This window comes from Aminobacter sp. MSH1, assembly GCF_003071665.1.
Classification (GTDB): Bacteria; Pseudomonadota; Alphaproteobacteria; order Rhizobiales; family Rhizobiaceae; genus Aminobacter; species Aminobacter niigataensis.
The window spans coordinates 1,246,203-1,267,314 of the sequence record NZ_CP026265.1; the positions used below are offsets into that span (position 1 = coordinate 1,246,203).

17 protein-coding genes are annotated in these 21,112 nt (G+C 60.4%); 10 read left to right on the forward strand and 7 right to left on the reverse strand.

The features are described 5' to 3' along the window. The first annotated feature begins 65 nt into the window (after positions 1-65). From atpD to CO731_RS06155, 10 genes are all read left to right on the forward strand, one after another. Complete coding sequence (atpD, locus tag CO731_RS06110; RefSeq protein WP_108606393.1) at positions 66-1,613, forward strand: F0F1 ATP synthase subunit beta; 1,548 nt, start codon at positions 66-68, stop codon at positions 1,611-1,613. 105 nt (positions 1,614-1,718) lie between these two features. Next, positions 1,719-2,117, forward strand: a complete 399-nt coding sequence (locus CO731_RS06115) for a F0F1 ATP synthase subunit epsilon (protein WP_055974902.1) — start codon at positions 1,719-1,721, stop codon at positions 2,115-2,117. A gap of 437 nt (positions 2,118-2,554) precedes the next feature. Then, entirely contained in the window at positions 2,555-3,436 is an 882-nt protein-coding gene (gene rfbA, locus CO731_RS06120) for a glucose-1-phosphate thymidylyltransferase RfbA (protein ID WP_108606394.1), read from the forward strand. Continuing rightward, positions 3,429-3,992 (forward strand): dTDP-4-dehydrorhamnose 3,5-epimerase, encoded by a 564-nt coding sequence (rfbC, locus tag CO731_RS06125; protein ID WP_108606395.1) that lies wholly within the window; start codon positions 3,429-3,431, stop codon positions 3,990-3,992. Before rfbA ends, rfbC begins: the two co-directional genes overlap by 8 nt. After that, on the forward strand, positions 3,989-5,068 hold the full coding sequence (gene rfbB / locus CO731_RS06130) for a dTDP-glucose 4,6-dehydratase (RefSeq protein WP_108606396.1): 1,080 nt from the start codon (positions 3,989-3,991) through the stop codon (positions 5,066-5,068). Before rfbC ends, rfbB begins: the two co-directional genes overlap by 4 nt. A gap of 8 nt (positions 5,069-5,076) precedes the next feature. After that, on the forward strand, positions 5,077-5,970 hold the full coding sequence (gene rfbD, locus CO731_RS06135) for a dTDP-4-dehydrorhamnose reductase (RefSeq protein WP_245439788.1): 894 nt from the start codon (positions 5,077-5,079) through the stop codon (positions 5,968-5,970). Then, positions 5,970-6,773, forward strand: coding sequence for an FkbM family methyltransferase (locus CO731_RS06140; protein WP_108606398.1), 804 nt, complete (start codon positions 5,970-5,972; stop codon positions 6,771-6,773). The genes rfbD and CO731_RS06140 overlap by 1 nt, the downstream gene beginning before the upstream one ends. Positions 6,774-6,934: 161 nt before the next feature. Further along, positions 6,935-10,303 (forward strand): glycoside hydrolase family 99-like domain-containing protein, encoded by a 3,369-nt coding sequence (locus CO731_RS06145; protein ID WP_159091568.1) that lies wholly within the window; start codon positions 6,935-6,937, stop codon positions 10,301-10,303. 42 nt (positions 10,304-10,345) lie between these two features. Next, positions 10,346-11,200, forward strand: a complete 855-nt coding sequence (locus tag CO731_RS06150; RefSeq protein WP_108606400.1) for a glycosyltransferase family 2 protein — start codon at positions 10,346-10,348, stop codon at positions 11,198-11,200. After that, a complete protein-coding gene (locus CO731_RS06155) occupies positions 11,197-12,471 on the forward strand; it encodes a glycoside hydrolase family 99-like domain-containing protein (protein ID WP_108606401.1) in 1,275 nt (424 codons plus the stop codon). The genes CO731_RS06150 and CO731_RS06155 overlap by 4 nt, the downstream gene beginning before the upstream one ends. 42 nt (positions 12,472-12,513) lie before the next feature. On the opposite strand, the gene ugpC is transcribed toward CO731_RS06155, so the two are convergent. The 7 genes from ugpC to CO731_RS06190 all read right to left on the reverse strand — a co-directional run bounded on the left by ugpC (position 12,514) and on the right by CO731_RS06190 (position 20,541). Beyond that, positions 12,514-13,605, reverse strand: coding sequence for a sn-glycerol-3-phosphate ABC transporter ATP-binding protein UgpC (gene ugpC, locus CO731_RS06160; protein WP_108606402.1), 1,092 nt, complete (start codon positions 13,603-13,605; stop codon positions 12,514-12,516). A gap of 73 nt (positions 13,606-13,678) precedes the next feature. Then, a complete protein-coding gene (locus tag CO731_RS06165; protein ID WP_108606403.1) occupies positions 13,679-15,151 on the reverse strand; it encodes an amidohydrolase family protein in 1,473 nt (490 codons plus the stop codon). Further along, entirely contained in the window at positions 15,148-16,080 is a 933-nt protein-coding gene (locus tag CO731_RS06170; RefSeq protein ID WP_108606404.1) for a TIM barrel protein, read from the reverse strand. Before CO731_RS06170 ends, CO731_RS06165 begins: the two co-directional genes overlap by 4 nt. Further along, a complete protein-coding gene (locus tag CO731_RS06175) occupies positions 16,077-17,153 on the reverse strand; it encodes a sugar phosphate isomerase/epimerase family protein (RefSeq protein ID WP_108606405.1) in 1,077 nt (358 codons plus the stop codon). Before CO731_RS06175 ends, CO731_RS06170 begins: the two co-directional genes overlap by 4 nt. Before the next feature lie 56 nt (positions 17,154-17,209). Beyond that, on the reverse strand, positions 17,210-18,103 hold the full coding sequence (locus tag CO731_RS06180; RefSeq protein ID WP_108606406.1) for a carbohydrate ABC transporter permease: 894 nt from the start codon (positions 18,101-18,103) through the stop codon (positions 17,210-17,212). 3 nt (positions 18,104-18,106) lie between these two features. Next, complete coding sequence (locus CO731_RS06185; RefSeq protein WP_159091569.1) at positions 18,107-19,024, reverse strand: sugar ABC transporter permease; 918 nt, start codon at positions 19,022-19,024, stop codon at positions 18,107-18,109. An 80-nt stretch (positions 19,025-19,104) separates the two neighbouring features. Continuing rightward, complete coding sequence (locus CO731_RS06190) at positions 19,105-20,541, reverse strand: extracellular solute-binding protein (RefSeq protein WP_108606408.1); 1,437 nt, start codon at positions 20,539-20,541, stop codon at positions 19,105-19,107. Positions 20,542-21,112 lie beyond the last annotated feature (571 nt).

A 21,112-nucleotide genomic window follows, 5' to 3' on the forward strand; every position in this document is an offset into this window, starting at 1 on the left:
CCGCGTGATGGCTCGCCGCAAGGCGGGTCCGCGTGAAACAACGAACGGACACAGAGGTTAGAACGATGGCTAAAGCAGCTACTCCGAAAGCCGCTCCGGCGGCGGAAAAGGCCCCGGCAGCAAAGAAGGCGGCGCCTGCCAAGGCAGCCGCTGCCAAGGTCGAAAAGTCGGCGGTCGTCGCCACGGGCGCTGGCCGCGTTTCGCAGGTCATCGGCGCCGTCGTCGACGTGCAGTTCGACGGTGAGCTGCCGCCGATCCTGAACGCGCTCGAGACGATGAACGGCGGCAATCGCCTGATCCTCGAAGTGGCGCAGCACCTCGGCGAAAACACCGTCCGCTGCATCGCCATGGACATTTCGGAAGGCCTCGTTCGTGGCCAGGCCGTCCGTGACACCGGTTCGCCGATCATGGTTCCGGTTGGCGACGAGACGCTTGGCCGCATCATGAACGTCATCGGCGAGCCGGTCGACGAAGCCGGCCCGGTCAAGACCAAGTCGAAGCGCGCCATCCACCAGGAAGCGCCTGCCTATGTCGACCAGTCGACGGAAGCACAGATCCTTGTCACCGGCATCAAGGTCGTCGACCTGCTGGCTCCTTACGCACGCGGCGGCAAGATCGGCCTGTTCGGCGGCGCCGGCGTCGGCAAGACCGTTCTGATCCAGGAACTGATCAACAACGTCGCCAAGGCGCACGGTGGTTACTCGGTGTTCGCCGGCGTCGGCGAGCGCACCCGCGAAGGCAACGATCTCTATCACGAAATGATCGAATCGGGCGTCAACAAGGACCCGCACGAGAACAACGGCTCGACCGAAGGTTCCAAGTGCGCCCTGGTGTTCGGCCAGATGAACGAGCCGCCCGGTGCGCGCGCCCGCGTCGCCCTGTCGGGCCTGACCATCGCCGAGCATTTCCGCGACCAGGGCCAGGACGTTCTGTTCTTCGTCGACAACATTTTCCGCTTCACCCAGGCGGGTTCGGAAGTGTCGGCTCTTCTCGGCCGTATTCCTTCGGCCGTGGGCTATCAGCCGACGCTGTCGACCGACATGGGCCAGATGCAGGAACGCATCACCACCACCAACAAGGGTTCGATCACCTCGGTGCAGGCCATTTACGTCCCCGCCGACGACTTGACCGATCCTGCGCCGGCAACGTCGTTCGCGCACCTTGACGCGACGACCGTTCTCAACCGCGCGATCTCGGAAAAGGGTATCTACCCGGCCGTGGATCCGCTCGACTCGACCTCGCGCATGCTCGATCCGCTGATCGTCGGCGAAGAGCACTATTCGGTCGCCCGTCGCGTCCAGGAAATCCTTCAGCGCTACAAGTCGCTGCAGGACATCATCGCCATCCTGGGCATGGACGAGCTGTCGGAAGAGGACAAGATCACGGTTGCCCGCGCCCGCAAGATCGAGCGCTTCCTGTCGCAGCCGTTCTTCGTCGCTGAAGTGTTCACCGGTTCGCCCGGCCAGCTGGTTCCGCTCGAAGACACCATCAAGAGCTTCAAGGGCCTGGTCGACGGCGAGTACGATCACCTGCCGGAAGCTGCCTTCTACATGGTCGGCGGCATCGACATGGCGATCGAGAAGGCCCAGCGTCTGGCTGCGGAAGCGGCATAATCATAAAAGCCGCAGCGCGGGCCCCAAGGTCCGCGCTGTTGCACCGATGACTGCCCTTCGTGGGCAGGTCTGCTCGGAACTCCGTCCAAGCATTTGTGAGACACCATGGCTGAAGCATTCAAGTTCGAACTGGTCTCGCCCGAGCGTCTGCTCGTTTCGGAGCAGGTCGAGTCCGTCGTCATTCCCGGTGCGGAAGGCGAAATGACTGTCATGGCTAACCATGCGCCGGTCATGACCACGATCAAGCCGGGCGTCGTGACGGTGAAGGCCGTCGGCGGCAAGGAAGAGCGCTACGTCGTGTTCGGTGGTTTCGCCGATATCGTTCCGGCTGGCTGCACGCTGCTTGCTGAATCGGCAACGCCGGTAAAGGATATCGATCGCGCCGAATTGCTGCGCCGTATCCAGGAAGCTCGCGAAGACGTGTCGGATGCCAAGGACGACCAGGTTCGTACCAAGGCGGAATCGTACCTCAATCACCTGTCGACACTGGAAGCCGCGATCTGAGGCTTTTGCCCAGCGTCGGTAAATTATCAAAAGCCGCCGGTGTCCCGGCGGCTTTTGCATTTTACGGCCCGCCGGGCCTCGTTGCCGGGGACGCTGGAAGGCCGCTCACCCGTGGGTCAACGCGCCAGGGTCAAATCCCTTGTTGAGGACAGGCGATCTATCCTTCAGCGTGTCGTAGTGACCAACATGGCCTGGCTGCCGATGGTCAAGTGCGGGCTAAGGCATTGAATCGATAACGCAATGCAAGGCACCTAGCGCTTGCCTCAGGCAGCCAGCCAACTGCAAGTATCAATCGTTCGCAAATAGTTACCTGCTGAAATCAAATCTGTGCAATGGCGCTGCCAAACTCATGGAGTCTGTTCAGCGTTTGACATACATTCAGCCGCGAATCGTACGCCGGACGGGGGTCAAAGGCAACGAGGTCAGGAAAACCTTAGGTGAAGGGAATTATACTAGCAGGCGGTAGTGGAACTAGACTCTACCCGGCCACTCTTGCAGTATCAAAACAGATATTGCCAATATATGACAAGCCAATGATCTATTATCCGCTCGGCGTTCTCATGCTGGCGGGTATACGGGAAATCCTTGTTATTTCGACCCCACGCGACTTGCCGCAGTTCCAGCAGCTTCTCGGCGACGGATCGGCGTTTGGCGTGTCGTTTTCCTATGCGGTCCAGCCGTCTCCCAACGGCTTGGCTGAGGCCTTCATCATTGGACGCGAGTTCATAGGCACCAGTCCGGTGGCGCTCATACTCGGCGACAACATCTTCTATGGCGACGGCCTGTCGGAGCGTTGCCGGGCCGCGGTCGCGCGTGAGGACGGTGCGTCAGTCTTCGCCTATCAGGTCGAGGACCCTCAGCGCTATGGTGTCGTAACCTTCGACAGGGCGACACAGCGGGCGCTTTCGATCGAGGAAAAACCAGTGCAGCCGCGTTCGAACTGGGCGGTCACGGGGCTCTATTTCTACGACAATCCGGTTGTCGATATTGCCGCGTCAATCAAACCTTCGGTGCGCGGCGAGCTTGAGATCACCGACGTCAACCGGACCTATCTCGAGCAGGGCAATCTGCATGTCGTCCGGCTTGGAAGAGGCTATGCCTGGCTCGACACCGGCACCCATGACAGCCTGCACGACGCCTCTTCCTTCGTACGCACGATCGAGCACCGCCAAGGCATCAAGGTCATGTGTCCCGAAGAGATCGGCTTCGAACTGGGTTGGCTCAGCGAAGAGCAGGTTCTCCGCCGGGCCGCCTCGCTCGGCAAGACCGACTACGCGCGCTATCTCGAGCGCCGGGTTCGGGAGATCGCCTATGGTTGAGGTGCGAGAGCTCGGGCTGGATGGTGTTTGCGAGATCCGGCCAGCCAAGATCGAGGATGCGCGCGGGTTCTTTTCCGAGACATGGAACGCGGCAAAACTGGCGCACGCCGGTATCGCGGTGGACTTTGTGCAAGACAACCAATCCCTTTCGCGGGCTCGCGGCGTGATGCGGGGGTTGCATTTCCAAACACCACCCTTCGCGCAGGACAAGCTGGTGCGCGTGCTGCGGGGTTCGATCTTCGACGTTGCGGTCGACATAAGAAAAGGTTCGCCGAGCTTCGGCAACTGGGTCGGGTTGACCCTCTCGGACAAGGACTGGAACCAGATCCTGGTGCCCAAGGGGTTCGCGCACGGCTTTGTCACGCTCGAGCCGGACACCGAGGTCGTCTACAAGGTTTCTGCCCCTTATTCGCAGCCGCATGACCGGTCGATCCGATTCGACGATCCCGACATCGGGATCGAATGGCCGCTGGCTGCCGCAGAGATGGTGATGTCCACCAAGGACGCGACGGCACCCTACCTGGCCGAAGTCGAAACCGGGTTCGTATACGCATGAGACAAGCTCCGCAGACTGTTCTGGTCACTGGTGGTGCCGGTTTCATCGGCTCTGCCGTCTGCCGGCATCTGGTCGGCACGGGCAACTTTCGGGTCGTCAACCTCGACAAGCTGACCTATGCCGGGAACCTGGCGTCTCTGCGCGAGATAGAAGGGAATTCCAACTACCTCTTCCGTCAGGCCGATATCTGCGACACAGACCGCGTGCGCCAAATTCTGGCTGACGAGAAGGTCGACCTGATCATGCACCTGGCGGCTGAAAGCCATGTCGATCGGTCGATCGACGGGCCGATGGACTTCGTCACCACTAATGTTGTCGGCACCGCAAGCCTGCTGTCGGCGGCACTCGATCACTGGCGCAGCCTGAGCGAAGAGCGACGCAAGGGTTTCCGCTTCCACCATGTCTCGACGGACGAGGTCTTTGGCGACCTGCCTTTCGATTCCGGCGTGTTCACCGAGGAATCGCCCTACAAGCCGTCATCGCCCTATTCGGCCTCGAAGGCGGCATCCGACCACTTCGTCCGTGCCTGGCACGAGACCTATGGGCTGCCTGTCGTCCTTTCCAACTGCTCCAACAACTACGGACCCTATCATTTTCCGGAAAAGCTGATCCCATTGGTGATCGCCAACGCACTTGATGAGCGGCCCCTGCCCGTCTACGGCAAAGGCGCCAATGTGCGCGACTGGCTGTTCGTCGAGGACCACGCCAGGGCACTGGAAGCGGTGCTGACAAAAGGCAAGGTTGGCGAGAGCTACAATATCGGCGGCCGGGCCGAGCGCACCAATCTCGAGGTCGTCGAGACGATTTGTTCGCAGCTCGACGCCTGCAGACCAAGGGCTGGTGGCCGCTCGCACCTCGACCTCATCGCCTATGTTGCCGATCGCCCGGGCCACGACCGCCGATATGCCATCGACCCGACCAAGAGCGAACGGGAACTCGGCTGGGCACCCAAAGAGACATTCGAGAGCGGTCTGGAGAAAACCGTCGACTGGTACCTGGCGAACGGCTGGTGGTGGCGTCCGATACGCGCGCAACAGTTCGACGGGAGCAGGCTTGGACTGGTGCGGTCGACGTGAGAATTCTGGTGACAGGAACGTCAGGACAGCTGGCAAGCTCGCTCGCAGCGCGGGCACGGGGGCAGGCGGAGATCGTGCTGGTCGGTCGCCCCGATCTCGACCTCGAAAACCCGGCGACGTTTGCTCCGGTCCTGAACTCGGTCGCGCCCGGCATGGTCATCAATGCGGCGGCCCACACAGGGGTCGACCAGCAGGAAGACGAGCCCGAAAGAGCTTTCGGGATCAACGCCGAGGCTCCGGCGGAGTTGGCACGACTGACCAGGCTTGCCGGCATTCCGATTGTCCAGATTTCCACGGACTACGTCTTCGATGGCAGGTCGAGCAGGCCTTATGTCGAAGCTGACAGGCCCACTCCGCAGACGATCTATGGTCGCAGCAAGCTCGCCGGCGAAGAGGCGGTGCGTGCCGGCAATCGGGATCACATGGTGGTCCGCACGGCCTGGGTGGTCAGCCGCTATGGCCGCAATTTCGTCAAGACGATGCTGTCCCTGGCTGCTGCACGTGACCGGTTGCAGGTGGTGGCAGACCAGTTTGGCAATCCGACCTGCGCCGATGACCTGGCCGATGGCCTGTTGGCGGCGGCAAGCATCTGGCGCAAGCGAGGTGGCTTCCCGCAAGATCTCTACCATCTTGCCGGCCAAGGCCGCGCGAGCTGGTATGAGCTGGCAAGCCATGTGCTCGCGGCCAGTGCCTTGCTTGGAGGGCCATCGGCAGTGGTCGAGCCAATCAGCAGCGAGCAATGGCCTACCAAGGCAGCCCGCCCAGCGAACTCGGAGCTGAACTCGGCCGCCTTCGATCGCGATTTCGGATTTAGAGCGGGCGACTGGCGGGAGAGGGTTGAGGCGCTGACAGCGGATTTGGTTATTGGAGCCTCGGATCCGCTTCATAAGAAGAGCTCTTAATGAATGAAATCGCGCATCAATGTTGTTGGCAAGGAATGCGGATGAATACTAGCGATGCCCGCATTGTCTTATCGAATGGACGCACGATATTTTTCGATCCAGATGACCAGCGCGGTCAGAGACTGGCGCGAGATTCCGGTAATTTGAACCCCTTGACTTTGACTATGTGGGAGGCGTTGCTTTGCGAGCAAGCGTGGACCCACGTCGTCGACGTGGGCGCCAACTATGGAGAAATGCTGGTAAACCCAGCCCTGCCTCCGCAGGCGCAAATCATTGCCATTGAGCCGAACGACGGTATCAGGCGGTACCTGACGCGGACGCTTCACGACGCAGGCATCGCAGCGCGAATAGTCAGTTCCGCAATTTCCGACTCGAATTCCGTCGCGCATTTTCTGGCGGATCGCATTTGGTCCGGCACAAGTCGGATGGCGCGCGCAAACGAGATCAATTCCAATTGCACGCTTGTCGAGACGACAACGCTGGATACCCTTCTGGGAGTAGGCAAAAATCTGGACGGTATGCGGCTGGCACTTAAAGTCGACGTCGAAGGTCACGAAGTGGCGGTGCTTCGCGGGGCCGCAGGAATTCTTGCCCGCGCTTCTCAATATGCCGCCTTGGTTGAGGTGCTTCATCTGGAGGCAAGCGATCGCGAGTGGCTGCTTCAGCACTTTGACCTCTATGGCCTCGCTGTTGCGTCCAAAATGCTCGACAAGCTGAAGGTCGGGACACTGGATCAATTAGATCAGGTTCTCACCTCCGGGGAATACTACAAACAGGATCTAGTCATCCGGTCGAAAATATAACTACGTAAAGAGACTGAATATCGATGTTTGCTACCAGGACGATGAAGCTCCGTGCTCTTTGGAGGCATCCTCTGAACTCCATCAAACGAAAGGAGTTCAGGACAAATAGTGGGAGCTTTGTCCTAGGATCGGGTGCATCCCGTAGCAGGGTATGGACGAATTTGGCGGCCATCGTGCGGCATCCCTTCTCAACGAACAAGAGAAAGACATGGCGAGATGCTGTACGTTTTGCCGCTGTCGAGAATCTAGGAAGCTCGGAAAGCAAGGTTGCTGATCTTGCCGGCCTGTCTGATCTTGAGTTCCACTCGATGCTCTATGATCAGTATGTGGGAAACTCGCTGGCGCAGTTCCAGCCTTCTGAATACGTGGAAATTGCTAAATCCCCCCCGGTGTCGGCAGGAGGTGACGTAAAGCTAATAGCCTACTACTTGCCGCAGTTTCACCCATTCCCCGAAAATGAGGAATGGTGGGGGAAGGGCTTCACCGAATGGCGCAATGTGGCCAGGGCGTTTCCGCTGTTCGACGGCCACTACCAGCCTCGAGTTCCGGGTGAACTCGGCTATTACGATCTCCGCGCTCCGCAAGTCATGAAGCGACAGGTCGAACTTGCAAAGCTATATGGAATTTCGGCGTTCTGCTTTCATTTCTATTGGTTCGCAGGGAAGCGGCTTATGGAGCTTCCGGTTGATCACTATCTTGCAACGCCCGAACTCGATTTGCCTTTCAGCTTTTGCTGGGCGAATGAGAACTGGTCGAGGCGATGGGATGGTAGCGAGAGTGACATCCTAATTGCTCAACAACACTCACCGGCCGATGACATCGCCTTCTTGCATGAAGTCGAGCGATATTTTCGTGATCCTCGGTATCTCCGGATCGATGGTAAGCCAGTCTTGACGATCTATCGCCCGTCTCTTTTGCCAAATGCACTGGAAACGACAGAGCGATTGCGAGCGGAAGCTCGGAAGCTCGGCTATCCTGACCTATACCTGATCTCTACTAATTCTTTTGGGTTTCTCGATTATCAGGCCTTCGGCTTCGACGCTCTGTCAGAGTTCCCGCCACATAATGTCAACACGCCAAACCTCCAAGGTCGATTGCGTCTTTCGAAATATCGCGAGGGCTGGCGGATAAGGCACTATGCGGACGTAGTCGCAAATGAGCGAGGACGCTCTGTCCCGGCAGGAAAGGTTCATCACCCTGGTGTGATGCCTAGTTGGGACAACAGCGCCCGACGCCCAACAGGTGGGGAGATCATTCACGGATCGACCCCGGCCCTGTTTGGGAAGATGCTTGATAACGCTATTAATCGCACGAAGGCGAACCCTATCGGTCAACGTCTCGTCTTCATCAATGCCTGGAATGAGTGGGCCGAAGGAGCGTACCTTGAGCCTGATGCCAAATTTGGGTATGCCTACCTTCAAGAATGTGCAAATGCGCTGGTTCGATATGAGGACGGGCGCGGGGGGCAAATCATCAAAACCGATCGCCTCATGGCGTCGGACGCGAGAAGAATACTGCTCTGCTCACATCATGTTGGCCATGAGCTCTTCGGCGGGGAACGAAGTTTCCTTGATGTTGCGAAGGCACTACATGTAAATGGGTTTAATGTTTGTGTTGTTCTGCCCAATAGGACCAACGTCCAGTATGTTGAAGAACTCAAACAATACTCGTCCGAGATTCGTATAATCTCCTACAGTCAATGGAAACGGAACGCGTCAGGTTCACTGTCGCCGGTCCCTATTTTTCTAAAGGCGATCGACGATTTCAAACCGGATCTCGTGTACGTCAACACGATCGTCATTACGGCTCCGCTGATGGCAGCTCGAATTCGATCAATACCGACAATGGTGCACGCCAGGGAGATAATCAGACATGATCCCGAACTCTGCGCCCAGATAGGTCTCGAGGCAGAGGCCATCGTCTCTCAAGTCTGGCGGTCGGCCGATCATATGATCGCAAATTCGTGCGTTACGGCCCAGTGCTTTGGAGAGCCAGAGAGAACGTCGGTCATCCCGAATGTCGTTTCGGCCGAGGGGTTGGGTGAAGCCAATGAGTCCTCGGATGGTATCGTCCGTTTCGGTATCATAAGCAGCAATCTGCCCAAGAAGGGCTTCGAAGACGTCATCGAATTGGCTCGCCTTTGCGAGCACACAGCTCCGAAGGCGCGGTTCCTTGTGATTGGTTCGACGCAGCGCTCTCTGATAGCGGAATACATTGCAGGCAAGATTCCGGCTCCGCCGAATGTGGAATTCGTGGACTATCAAAGCCGGGCTGTCGATGCCATTCGGCGCGTAAACGTGATTCTGAATTTCTCGCATTTTCAAGAATCGTTCGGTCGAACTATTCTGGAAGGCATGGTCGCTGCCCGCCCCGCGATCGTCTACAATTGGGGTGCAGTTGCCGAACTCGTCGAACATGGAAAAACAGGGTTTGTCATCCCGTTTAAAGCTCCACATGCAGCTGTCCCATTCGTAAAGCAGCTTTGCGAGAATCCAGAGCTGCTGAAGGCGATGTCGCTGAAAGCTCGCGCAAGAGCCATGTCGAAATACTCGTTTGGAGAATTTTCCAGAAATCTGGGGGATGCTTGCCATCAGCTTATTGATCGGTCAGCGGCTCGTCCGGACAGATACAGCAAAGTGCGGGCGACGCGTCTCTCCAAAATAGAGAACGTGACGATCGACATCGTCGTTTGTGTACACAACGCGCTCGAAGATGTTCGCAGATGCATACCTTCAGTAGTTGATAATCTGCGAGGAAACCATCGTCTTATTATTGTGGACGATGGGTCCAGCACTGAAACTCAGAGATATCTAGCGGAAGTCACTTTTGGCGCGCCCAACATTATTCTGAAGCGCAATGAACATGCCGTTGGTTACACAGTCGCTGCCAATTTAGGTCTCTCCGTTTCTGAGGCGAGCTTGGTAATTCTGCTGAACAGCGACACGATCGTAACCTCCGGCTGGGCGGAGAAAATGGCTGATGCCGTTTTCAATACGCCTGGTGGCGGGATCGTTAGCGCGATGTCGAATGCTGCGAGCTTTCAGTCGCTGCCCGAGGTAGCCTCGGACGGATTTCAGACCCCTGTAAACGAACTTCCCCGTGGGATATCGCCTGAGGACTTGAACCGCTTATGTGAGCAATGGGCGACTGAAGAGGCGTTGGTCGTGCCTTTGGTTCATGGATTTTGTTTTGGCATCACCCGAGACACTTTGAACACCCTTGGCTTGTTCGATGAAGTGAATTTCAAGGACGGCTACGGTGAAGAGAACGAATATTGTTTCCGCGCTGTTGCGGCGGGAATTTGGCCGGTCATCGCGGCACATACGTTCGTTTTCCATGCCAAAACCAAAAGTTACACCAACGAGCGCCGGAACAAATTGGTTCAGCGTGCACAGCGTAAGCTATACGATATGTACGGTCAGGACTTGTTCGAAGCAGCGGTGGCAATTCTTCGGGAGCATCCAGTTTTGACCCGAATGCGAGAGCAAGCCAAAAGAGTCGCTCTTGATGTGGATCAAGAGGTAGCCTGAACAGTTGTTCCTGATCGGAGATCAACGTTGAAGGCGAAACGTATGTCAGAGAGCATGAACCTCGACATCGATCTGATCGTCGTCAGCTACAACAGCGGTTCGGTTCTCGAGCCGTTTCTTCGCAGCATCCCCGACTTTGTGAATGTCATCGTTGCCGACAATGGCAGTTCGGACAACTCAGTTGCGGTAGCTGCTGCTGCCGGCGCTGAGGTTGTCGAGATCGGTGAGAACGTCGGCTATGGCAGTGCCTGCAACGTCGGTGCGGCTGCAAGCGACGGGGCATTCCTGCTGTTCGTCAATCCTGACATTCGGTTCGAGCCCGGCGCCATCGAGGCGCTGGTGTCGGCTGCGGCTTCCTACCCAAATGCTGCTTTCAATCCGCGTTTCTATTCAGGCACGCGGCGTCGTTTCAGGCGCTGGTCGCGGTTGCTCCCGGCCTCCGATTTCTGGCATGGGTCGCCGCCCGACTACGATTGTGAAGTACCGGTTCTGCATGGCGCGTGCATCTTCATACGCCGCAAGCATTTCGAGCAGGTCGGCGGCTTCGACCAGAACATATTCCTGTTCCATGAGGACGACGACCTCAGCTTGCGGCTGCGGCAGGCTGGCATTGAGCTTCGTCTCGCTGCTGCGTCTATCATCGATCATGCCGAAGGCGGCTCCAGCGCGCGCTCGTCCCAGTCCGGTCGCATCAAGGGCGAGGCCATGGGCCGCTCGCTCGTCTATGTCATGAACAAGCATCATATGCGTCTCGACCTGCCGGCGGAGCGGCATCGCTCGTGGCTCAAGCTGATGGCACCCCATGTGCTGTTCAGCAATGTGCGCCGTTCCAAGCTTCTGGGCTTCCTGCGCGGCCTCAACGCCGGCTCGATGGACAATGCCGGCGGGCGTTCATGAGCGAGCGGGCCAGGGCTCCATGGCGCGAGGAGGTGTCGTGGCCGCGCAAGCTGTGGGCCAAATTGCGCCGTGCCGTCCGGCCCGGAACGGGGCGTCCCGCGGGCGACATGTACGATTGCTACGTCGGCAATGCGATGGGACGTTATCCGCAGGCTGACCACGTGCCGATTTCAGGCGAGAAGCCGCCGCAGGCCGATGTTCGGCTGATTGCCTATTACCTGCCGCAGTACCATGCGATTGCGGAAAACGACGCGTGGTGGGGCAAGGGGTTCACCGAGTGGCGCAACGTGGCGCGCGCATTTCCTGTCTTCGAAGGCCATTATCAGCCGCGGATGCCGGGGGAACTTGGTTACTACGACCTGCGCTTGCCGGAAGTCATGGAACGGCAGGTCGAACTTGCCAAGCTCTATGGCATCACGGCCTTCTGTTTCCATTTCTACTGGTTTGGCGGCAGGCGGCTGCTCGAGGGGCCGCTCGACCACTATCTGGAGACAACGAGCCTCGATCTTCCGTTCTGCCTGTGCTGGGCCAACGAGACCTGGTCGCGGCGCTGGTCCGGCCGCGAGCAGGATGTGCTGATGTCGCAAAGGCATTCGGCGGAAGACGATATCGCCGTCATCCGGGGCCTCGACAAATATTTCCGCGACGAGCGCTATCTTAAGATCGATGGCAAGCCGGTTTTCACGGTCTATCGCGCCAGCCTTTTTCCTGACCTGAAGGCAACCATCACGCGTTGGCGCGGCGAAATGGAAAGGATGGGCTATCCCGGAATCTATTTGATCGCGACCAACGCTTTCGATTTCGCCGGCCACGAGCAGTATGGCTTCGACGCCCTGTCGGAGTTTCCGCCGCACCAGGTCCGCACGCCCAGCATTGAAAACACCCTGGCCGTCTCACATTTCCGGGATGGTGGCCGCATTCGGAACTATGCCGACGTGGTGGCTGCCGAAAGGGCCAAGCCGACGGGGCAAGGCGTCGTCCATCCCGGGGTCATGCCATCGTGGGACAACAGCGCGCGCCGGCCCAGTTCCGCCCAAATCTACCACGGATCGACACCCAAGCTGTTCGAGGAATGGCTGACGCACGCCATGCAGCGCGCAGCGAAAAGTCCTCCGGACCAGCGCTTGGTTTTCATCAATGCCTGGAACGAATGGGGTGAGGGCGCGTATCTAGAGCCCGATCTGAGATATGGCTACGCCTATCTCGATGTTTGTGCCGCCGCCATTCGCACCTATGCAAGCCAGGCAAAGGTCAACGCCACCGAGACCTGACTTTTCGGGGCGCTGCGTCCGGGGTCGTCCGGCGCATGTGCATCACGCCGCCAGCGCCTCCTTGCGGGCAACAAGGCGTGCACCGGTGTCGGCGTCGAACAGATGCACGTGGTCCAGATCGGGGATCACCGAAATGGTCTGCCCCGGCCGCACGTCGATCCGCTCGCGGAACACGCCCACGACATTGTTGTCGCCCAATTTGGCGAAAACCTGGGTTTCAGAGCCGGTGGGCTCGATCACCTCTACCGTGAGCGGGACGGCATTGGCGCCGCCAAGCACGAAGTGCTCTGGGCGGATGCCGTAGATCGCCGGGCGACCGGCACCGTCGGCCGGGATGTTCTTAAGCGGAAGCCTAAAGCCGTCATCGGTGATGAAGGTCTTGCTGCCATCGGCAGCGATGCGTCCACTTAGAAAGTTCATCGCCGGCGAGCCGATGAAACCCGCAACGAACAGGTTGACCGGGCGGTCGTACAGGTCGAGCGGCGTACCGATCTGCTCGACGATCCCGTCATGCATCACCACGATCCTGTCGGCCATCGTCATTGCCTCGATCTGGTCGTGGGTGACGTAGACGGTGGTCGTCTTCAGCCGCTGATGCAGGGCCTTGATTTCGGTGCGCATCTGGACGCGCAATTTGGCGTCGAGGTTCGAAAGAGGCTCGTCGAACAGGAAGACCTGCGGGTTGCGCACGATGGCGCGGCCCATGGCGACGCGCTGGCGCTGGCCGCCGGAGAGCTGGCGGGGATAGCGCTGGAGCAGCGCCGTGAGGCTCAGCATCTCGGCGGCGTTGCGAATGCGCGTGTCGATGTCGGCCTTGGGAATGCGGGCGAGTTGCAGAGAAAAGGCCATGTTGTCGTAGACGGTCATATGCGGATAAAGCGCATAGGACTGGAACACCATGGCGACATCGCGGTCCTTGGGGGCGACGTGGTTGACGACGCGACTGCCGATCTGGATGTCGCCGTCGGTAACGGTTTCAAGGCCGGCGATCATGCGCAGCAGCGTCGACTTTCCGCAGCCGGAGGGGCCTACGAGAATGACGAATTCGCCGTCGGGAATGTCGATCGACACGCCGTGCAGGACGGCAGTCGTTCCATAGGATTTGCGGACGTCGCGGATATCGATCTGGGCCATCTTCTGTCTCTCCCTCGGGGTGGCGTTGGTGGAATTCGATCGGCGCAAGGTGGGCCCAGCGCCGGTCGCAGCGTCAGTCGACCGCAGGCGGCAGCGGCAGCCCGATCGGCTCGTCGAAGGTGCGGCTGAGCTTGCCCCAGCCCGGGTCGCGCATATGGCCTTGCAGGCCGGCGCGCTCGACCAGGGCGCGCGCCTCGCGCTCGCCGAAATCGAGTGCATCGCGCACATCGGTGGTCAGCACCTTGCGATCCTGCATCAGGACCTTGCCGTCGACGATGACGGTATCGACGTCCGATCCGACGGCTTGGTACATCAGGCGGTGCACGAACATCCAGTTGGGCGTCAGGTGCGGCTGGCGCATGTCGAGTATGGTGACATCGGCCTTCTTGCCAGCCTCGAGCGAACCGATCTCGTGTTCGAGCCCGAGCGCCCTGGCCGCGTCCACGGTGATCATCTCGAGCAGCTTGCCGGGTGGCAGGAGATACTGGTCGGCATGCAGGAACTGCTGGCCGAACTGTGCCATGCGCGCCATCTGGAACATGTCGAACGGTCGGCGCGGCGCGGTCCCGTCCGAGGTGATGGCGACGTTCACGCCCTTCGAGATCATGTCGAGGATCGGAGCGCGGCCACCGGGTGAATGGGTCATGTGGGTGCCGGTCTCTGCAAGGATATCGACCTCCTCATGCGACAGGCCGATGCAGTGCTGCAGGTGCACGTCCGGGCCGAGAAGGGCGTTTTCCTTGTCCTGGAAAGCCATGCGGACATGGCCGGCGAAGGCGTCGGAATGGATGCGGACACCCCATTTGCGGGCGGTCTCGCGCACACGGCGCGCCTGCATGCGGTCGTCGTCGGTGAGCCTGGTCGCCCTGTCCGGCGTCGTCGGGTTGGACGGATCGACCGAAGGCACGATGGTGAACGGGGTCAGGTAGACCTTGATGCGGCCATCGGCGCTGCCATTGCAGGCCTCGATCACCGCCTCAGCGCCTTCGATCATCTCTTCGAAGCTGACGTTCCGGCGCTCCGGCTTGCCGGTCTCCCAGCGCGTGACCGGATGCGGCCAGGGCAGTCCGGCCGGCCCGACGCAGAGAATCTCGCGAATACCCACTTCCGAATAGGCGCGGGCATGATTGATGCCGAATACCGGATCGTCGCTGCGCGGCATCGAGGCGATGATGCTGGCGCCGGTGGTAACGCCTGCCCGAAGGCGTTCGAGGCCTGAAACCAGACCGTCGGCGTACCAGAAGTCGCGCGTCGTGTAGTGAAAGTAGGTCGGGGTGACGATGCGCATCCACACCGACGGGCTGTCGGCGCCGATCGTCTTGATCAGCGAATGGCCGGCATGGCCGTGGGCGTCGACGAGACCCGGGATGATCAGCTTGCCCTTGCAGTCGATCACCTTCTTGCCGGCGTGCTTTGGTTCGAGGTCGGCCGACGTGCCGACCTCGACGATGCGGTCACCTGAAATGGCAACCGCACCGTCCTCGACGATGCGGCGCTCGCGGTCGACGGTGATGACGGTGCCGTGGAGGAGCAGAAGGTCGGTCATGGCTGGAATCTCCTGAGGGCATGCGGCAGGCGTTCGATCGGCGTGTCCTGGTTCCAGCGCATCTCGCGCCGTCCGAAGCTGGTGGCCATGGCAAGCACCGAAGCGTATTCGACAAGGACGATGTCGGGTTGCGCGGCCAGCCATGCCGGATCGAAGACGGGCATGGCGAACTGGCCGCTGTGCATCTCGACCCACACCCGGGCCTCGGGCATCAGCGCAATGATCGTTTCCCAGTCGAGAACGCCTTCGCCAACAGGTGCCAGGTAGCGGCGGATGCCGCCTTCCTGGAAACGGACGATGGCGTCGTCGACGTGAACCTGGGCGACGTAAGGCGCTACGCGGCGTGCTGCCTCGACGGGGTCTTCGAGCCGACAGACGACATTGACCGGATCGAAGGCGATGCCGAGGAGATCCGGGCCGACAGTCCTGACCAGCGCAACGACCTCCGAAGTGGTGATCTCCTCATGGGTCTTCAGCAGCAGCTTCGACTTGCACTCACGCAGCACCGGCGCGCAGCGCAGCAACATTGCCGCGAGCGCATGGCGCTGGTCGTGCCAGCTCACGGTTTCATGGAAACGCTCCTCGATCATGCCGATGACGAAGAACATGTCATGGATGCCGATGTCGGCGGCGAGGCGGACCAGGCGTTTGACGCCCGTCTCCAGATCGCCGCCGCCTGCCTTGGCTATGGGCTCGCCACGGAAAGGCAAGGCAGGGTTGAGCACACCCAGCATCGACGAGATGTAGAGGCCAAGACGGTCGGCTTCGGTACGCACCGCGCGCAGTTCTGCCGGATCGAGCGTGGGGCTCAGGTCGAACAGCGAATTGAACAGGACGCCCTTGAGGCCCATCTGCGCGGCTGCCTGCAAGGCTGCGCGCGCGTCCAGGTTCCGGCCTTCAGGCAATGAACTCTTGACGATGCCGATCATGCCGCGGCCTCGAGCGGAAGCTGCAGTTCGGCGCAGACGGCGCGAAGGTGGGCCGTGCTCTTCTTGATGGTGGCAACGGACTCCGCGTAGTCGAACGGTGCGGCGACATAGGCGTCCCAGCTCGCCACTTCGCCCGACGCGATACGGCCGCTGTAGGCCTGCACGAGTTCGAGGAAGGCAGCATATTCCTCGATGCTGAGATCCGGATGGTTTGCCAGCCAGTCGCGATCGAAGACCTCCAGCAAGGTGTGGCGCGGCACGAAATTCGCCTCGCGCGGGCCGGCGCATTCGAGCGACAGGTTGAGCGTCGGATTGTGTGCGCCCAGCACTTTCAGGACCTCGCGGAAATCAACGACGCCGTCGCCGCAAGCGCGCGCCTGGATGGTGACGCCGCCGGGGACATGGGCGAGATAGGCATCCTTGATATGCGTCTGCCTGACATAGGGAGCGACACGGCGGGCGGCGAAGACCGGATGTTCGGCGCGCTGCATCGGGTTGAGCGTGTCGAGCACGACGCCCATGACGTCTTCGCCCACGGCCTCGATCAGCCGCAGCAGCTCGAAGGTCGTGATCTCCTCATGCGTTTCCATGTTCATATGCACGCCCAGGTCGCGGGCGATCGGTGCGAGCTTGAGCAGGAAGGTCTTCGTCGCCTCAAGCTGCTCCGGCCAGGTCACGTCGGTGCGGAAACGGTCGTAGGCAAAGCGGGCGCTGTAGACGGGCTTGTAGTTGGCGGTGGCGATCCAGAGCTCGGTGCAGCCGATGGCAACGCAGGCTTCCATCATCCGTCGGAACCCGAGAACAATGTCGCCATCGCCGACCAGGCGGAGTTCGGGCGCTTCCGGGCTGGCATAAGGATTGACCTTGCCGAGGCCGGTTTCGACATACATGCCAAGCTCGTCGGCTCGGGTCCGGATGGCGCGAAGTTCGCCGAGATCGAGCGTCGGGCTCATGTCGAGCACGGTGCGGTAGAACAGGCCGGCCATGCCAAGGCTCTTGCCGTGATCGAGACTGCCGACGGGGCCGCGTTTTGCTGCCTCGGGTATCTTGCGGCCGTCTATGCCAATCCTCATGCCGGAATTTCCTCTTTCAGGTTCGTTGGTGCGGTCGGCGCCAGCGTGGCGCCGGGTTATTTCATGCCTGACGTGACCAGGCCGCGGACGTAGTAGCGCTGCAGCACGATCGACAGGATGACGAGCGGGATCGTCACGGCGGTTGCCGCCGCAAACAGCGGGCCATCCATCGGCGAGTTGGGGATCGACTTAAGGTTGGCGATGGCAACCTGGGCGATCTGCTTGTTGGGGTCCTGCATGATGACAAGCGGCCAGAGATAGGCGTTCCACGACCAGATGAACTGGATCAGCACCAGCGTTGCCAAAGTGGGGCGTACGTTGGGCAGGGCGATGGAAAAGAAGATGCGCAGCGGGCTCGCGCCATCGAGTCGGGCGGCTTCCTCCATCTCGACCGGGATATCGCGGAAAGCCTGTCGCATCAGGAAGATGCCGAAGGGGTTGCAGGCGAATGGCAGGAAAAGTGCCGGGTAGGTGGAGACCAGGCCGAACCAGTGCATGATCCGGTAGAGCGGCACGATGATCGCCTCGACGGGCACGAAGGCCGTCAGCAACAGCAGCCCGAACACGACGTCGCGGAACGGAAAGTTGAGGCGGGCGAAAGCGTAGCCGGCGAGGGATGAAGTGATCACCGCGACGCTGACCTGGCCGCAGGCGGCGATCAGCGTGTTGAGCAGGTTGCGCTGAAAATTCAGCTCGCTGAAGAGATAGACATAGTTCTCGAGCGTCGCCTTCAGCGGTACGAAGGACGACCATGACAGCGGATAGGTGCCGGTGATGATGTCATCGGTCGACTTGAGCGACGACATTGCCGCCCAGAGGATCGGAAAGGCGAATACGGCGCCGACCACGGCGAGCAGCAGGATGCTGGCGCCACGATGCAGGAAGGCAGCCCGGCGGGCGGTGCGGTCAACGCCATCTTCCGCCTGCAGGGTCAGGGAGGATGCGGTCATGGCCTATTTCTCCTGCTTTTCGCGCAACACGTAGCTTTGGACGAGCGTGACGATGCCAAGTACTGCAAGCATGCAGACGACGCTTGCGGATGCGGTGCCTTGCGACTGGAACTCAAAGCCCTGGAGGTAGGAGTAGAGTGCCAGGTTGGTTGTCGCCCCCTGGGGGCCGCCCTGGGTCATGATCAGGATCGGGGTGAACATGCGGGTGGCGGTTATCGTCATGATGAACAGCGCGACGACGAGGCTGGGCCGCAGTTGCGGCAGCGTGATTTTGCGGAAAATCTGCCAGTCGTTGGCACCGTCGAGCTGGGCTGCCTCGTGCAGTTCGCGTGGAATGGCCTGGAGGCCGGCCAAGAAGATCAGCAACGGCAGGCCGACATCTTTCCAGACCGTCATGACGACGATGGACACCAGCGCCTGGCTGTCGCCGGTGAGGAAGGGCTGCGTGGGCAGGCTGACTGCGTGAAGGATGGCGTTGAACAGGCCGCTGCTGGGCTCGTACATCTGGTTCCAGATCAGCGCGGTCACCGCCTCGGAGGCCGCGAGCGCACCGATCGCCGCATTGCGGGCCCAGGTCGTTCCGGGCAGGCGCCGGTCGAGCAGTACCGCCAGCGCCAGCGCCAGCGGGATGGTCATCACCAGCATCAGCACGATGTAGAGAAAGGTGTTGAGCAGGGCGTAGCGGAAGGCCGGGTCGGCGAAGATCTCGAAATAATTGCCGAGGCCAACCCAGCCGGTCGATGACTGGTCGAACGGGCTGAAAGATTGCAGGCTGTTCAAGACTGCGGTGATCAGCGGAAGATATTGGAACAGGGCGAGCGCCACGACCGCCGGCAGGATCATTGCCGGGCCAAGGATCATGTTGCTGTTCTGGCCGGTCCACTGCCGCTTTTTGCGCGCAGGTGCCGTCGTGGGTCGCATGGAATTCTCCTCCGCTTGCTCAGGCGACATCGTGCGACGGCCCGGTGGGCCGTCGCGTCAGGTGTTGATGGGCCTTGCGGCTAGCGCCGGTATTTGGCCAGCAGGCGGTCGATCTTGGCGGCCGTGTCGGGCAGGACCTTTGCCGGATCGGCGCCGAGCGCGATGTCCTTCACCGCCGGGTTCATGGCGTTGAAGTAGTCGAAGTAACCCGGGCTGCGCGGCACGCTGTAGGAGGCGTCCGACAGGGCCTGGGCCATCTTGAACGGTTGCTCGGTGGCGAACACGCTCATCTGCTCGCGCAGCGAGGTGCGCGACGGCATCGACCCCCAGGTCTTGTGGAAGGCAAGCCGGTTCTTGTCGTTGCAGAGATAGGACAGCAGCGCGACGGCTTCCGCCGGGTGCTGGGACTTGGACCAGACGAGCGGGGCATCCGAGCCATTGCCGTTGAAGACGATGTTGCCCTTTGGCGGCAGCGACACGCCCCACTTGAATGGCGGCTCCTTGCCGGGCACGCGGAAACGGTTGGTGAAGTTGAGGCCGCCGAAATAGGTTGCGGCGAGCCCGCCCGGATACTGGTTCGGAACCGGGCCGAGCGGTGTCAGCCCCTTGGCGAAGAGGCTCTGGTAGAAGCGCATGCCCTTGATCGCCTCGGGCGTGTCGATGTGGCCGGAGACGGTAAAGCCGTCATCGCTGATGCCCATAAGGGTCTTGTAGGCGGCGGAATCCTTGGCTGCGTTCGGATCGCCCTGGGAACGAATCCAGATGCTTTCGAGCTGGCTGTAGTTGGCTCCCGGACCGCCGTTGCCCTGGCCAGCCGCCGCAAGTGCCCAGGACTGGTTGTCACCGGCTTCCTTGAGCTTGGCGTTCATCTCGATCAGATTGGCGACGAGCTCCTCGTCGCTCCAGCCGCCGTCGAGCCCGGTGACTTCCGGCGGCGTCTGCATCTTGACCTTCTCGAACAGGTCGCGATTGAAATAGAGCATCATCACGCTGGTTTCCCAGGGCACCGAATAGAGGTTGCCGCCCGAGGATGCCGCTGCACGCAGGTTGGCCGGGATGTCGTTAATGTAGTCGGCGCTGAGATAGTCCTGGACCGGCAGGGCCACGCTGCCGGCGTGGTAGGCGTCGGTGAAATCGGTGCGGCCCATCATGATGTCGGGCGCGTCGCCCGATGCGATGTAGACCAGCAGCTTCTTCTGCAGGTCGCCGTAAGGCACCTTCTCCTCGACGATCGAGATGTTGGGATAGGCGGCCTTGAACTCGGCGTAGGCTCTTTCGAGCAGCGCGTTGACGTCAGGGGTGAAGTCCTGGCGCATGAAGCGCAGCGTCACCGGCTCGCTGGACAATTCGGGGCCGGCATAACCACCGAGGTCGAGCTTGTAGCTGCCCTGGGCGCTGGCACTGCCGACGAAGCCCCGGGATGCGATCGCCCCCGTGAGTGCTGCCCCTGCCATGCCGGCCAGGACGGCGCGTCGAGAGACCTTGCCCTGATTCTTGAGATCTTTTTGCACGGCCATGTTTCCTCCTCATGCCTGCTTGATTGACGCAATGCGGTAGCCTTCGGCTCCCTGGGCGAATGCCCAGGCCGGCAAAGAAACCGCTCCTCACTCCCAACGTCATGTACCCGAAATGCTCGCTTTCACCCGGTTTCAGGTGTTAGCAGATTGGATACAAATACAGAGACGGCCATGAACGGCTGCACACGTATGGCCAATCTGGCTCTCAGCCAGAAATTGACCGGAAGAAGCGAAGTGCATTTAGCCCGAAGACCTGAAAGCGTGGGTTCTCGGGGCCGTTCAGTCTGTTTCTGTTATCCAAGAGTTGCACTTATTGGATACATAATCAACATGTTTTTGATACAAGATTGTACACAAATCAATCACCGAACCGGTGCAGGAAAACAGGGGCGGACATCGGCCAATACGGCACCTTCTGTCACAGGTCGTAGCTAGGCGAAGTCGTTGAAGGAGGTGCAAAGCCTGGGCAATCGCGCGACCCGCATGGTCGCTGTCCTGCGCGCCTCAGTCGCTGAGGCGCGGATCTATAGGTCGAGGTGAAGGCAACCGCCGCCGCGCCTTAGGCGGGCAT

What these genes read in the sequence shown, in the direction of transcription:
- CO731_RS06150 (WP_108606400.1), top strand. Translation starts at nt 10,346, where the DNA reads ATGTCAGAGAGCATGAACCTCGACATCGATCTGATCGTCGTCAGCTAC.
- atpD (WP_108606393.1), top strand. Translation starts at nt 66, where the DNA reads ATGGCTAAAGCAGCTACTCCGAAAGCCGCTCCGGCGGCGGAAAAGGCC.
- CO731_RS06165 (WP_108606403.1), bottom strand. Translation starts at nt 15,151, where the DNA reads ATGACCGACCTTCTGCTCCTCCACGGCACCGTCATCACCGTCGACCGC.
- CO731_RS06190 (WP_108606408.1), bottom strand. Translation starts at nt 20,541, where the DNA reads ATGGCCGTGCAAAAAGATCTCAAGAATCAGGGCAAGGTCTCTCGACGC.
- CO731_RS06115 (WP_055974902.1), top strand. Translation starts at nt 1,719, where the DNA reads ATGGCTGAAGCATTCAAGTTCGAACTGGTCTCGCCCGAGCGTCTGCTC.
- CO731_RS06155 (WP_108606401.1), top strand. Translation starts at nt 11,197, where the DNA reads ATGAGCGAGCGGGCCAGGGCTCCATGGCGCGAGGAGGTGTCGTGGCCG.
- rfbC (WP_108606395.1), top strand. Translation starts at nt 3,429, where the DNA reads ATGGTTGAGGTGCGAGAGCTCGGGCTGGATGGTGTTTGCGAGATCCGG.
- CO731_RS06180 (WP_108606406.1), bottom strand. Translation starts at nt 18,103, where the DNA reads ATGACCGCATCCTCCCTGACCCTGCAGGCGGAAGATGGCGTTGACCGC.
- CO731_RS06170 (WP_108606404.1), bottom strand. Translation starts at nt 16,080, where the DNA reads ATGATCGGCATCGTCAAGAGTTCATTGCCTGAAGGCCGGAACCTGGAC.
- CO731_RS06140 (WP_108606398.1), top strand. Translation starts at nt 5,970, where the DNA reads ATGAATGAAATCGCGCATCAATGTTGTTGGCAAGGAATGCGGATGAAT.
- CO731_RS06185 (WP_159091569.1), bottom strand. Translation starts at nt 19,024, where the DNA reads ATGCGACCCACGACGGCACCTGCGCGCAAAAAGCGGCAGTGGACCGGC.
- ugpC (WP_108606402.1), bottom strand. Translation starts at nt 13,605, where the DNA reads ATGGCCCAGATCGATATCCGCGACGTCCGCAAATCCTATGGAACGACT.
- CO731_RS06175 (WP_108606405.1), bottom strand. Translation starts at nt 17,153, where the DNA reads ATGAGGATTGGCATAGACGGCCGCAAGATACCCGAGGCAGCAAAACGC.
- rfbB (WP_108606396.1), top strand. Translation starts at nt 3,989, where the DNA reads ATGAGACAAGCTCCGCAGACTGTTCTGGTCACTGGTGGTGCCGGTTTC.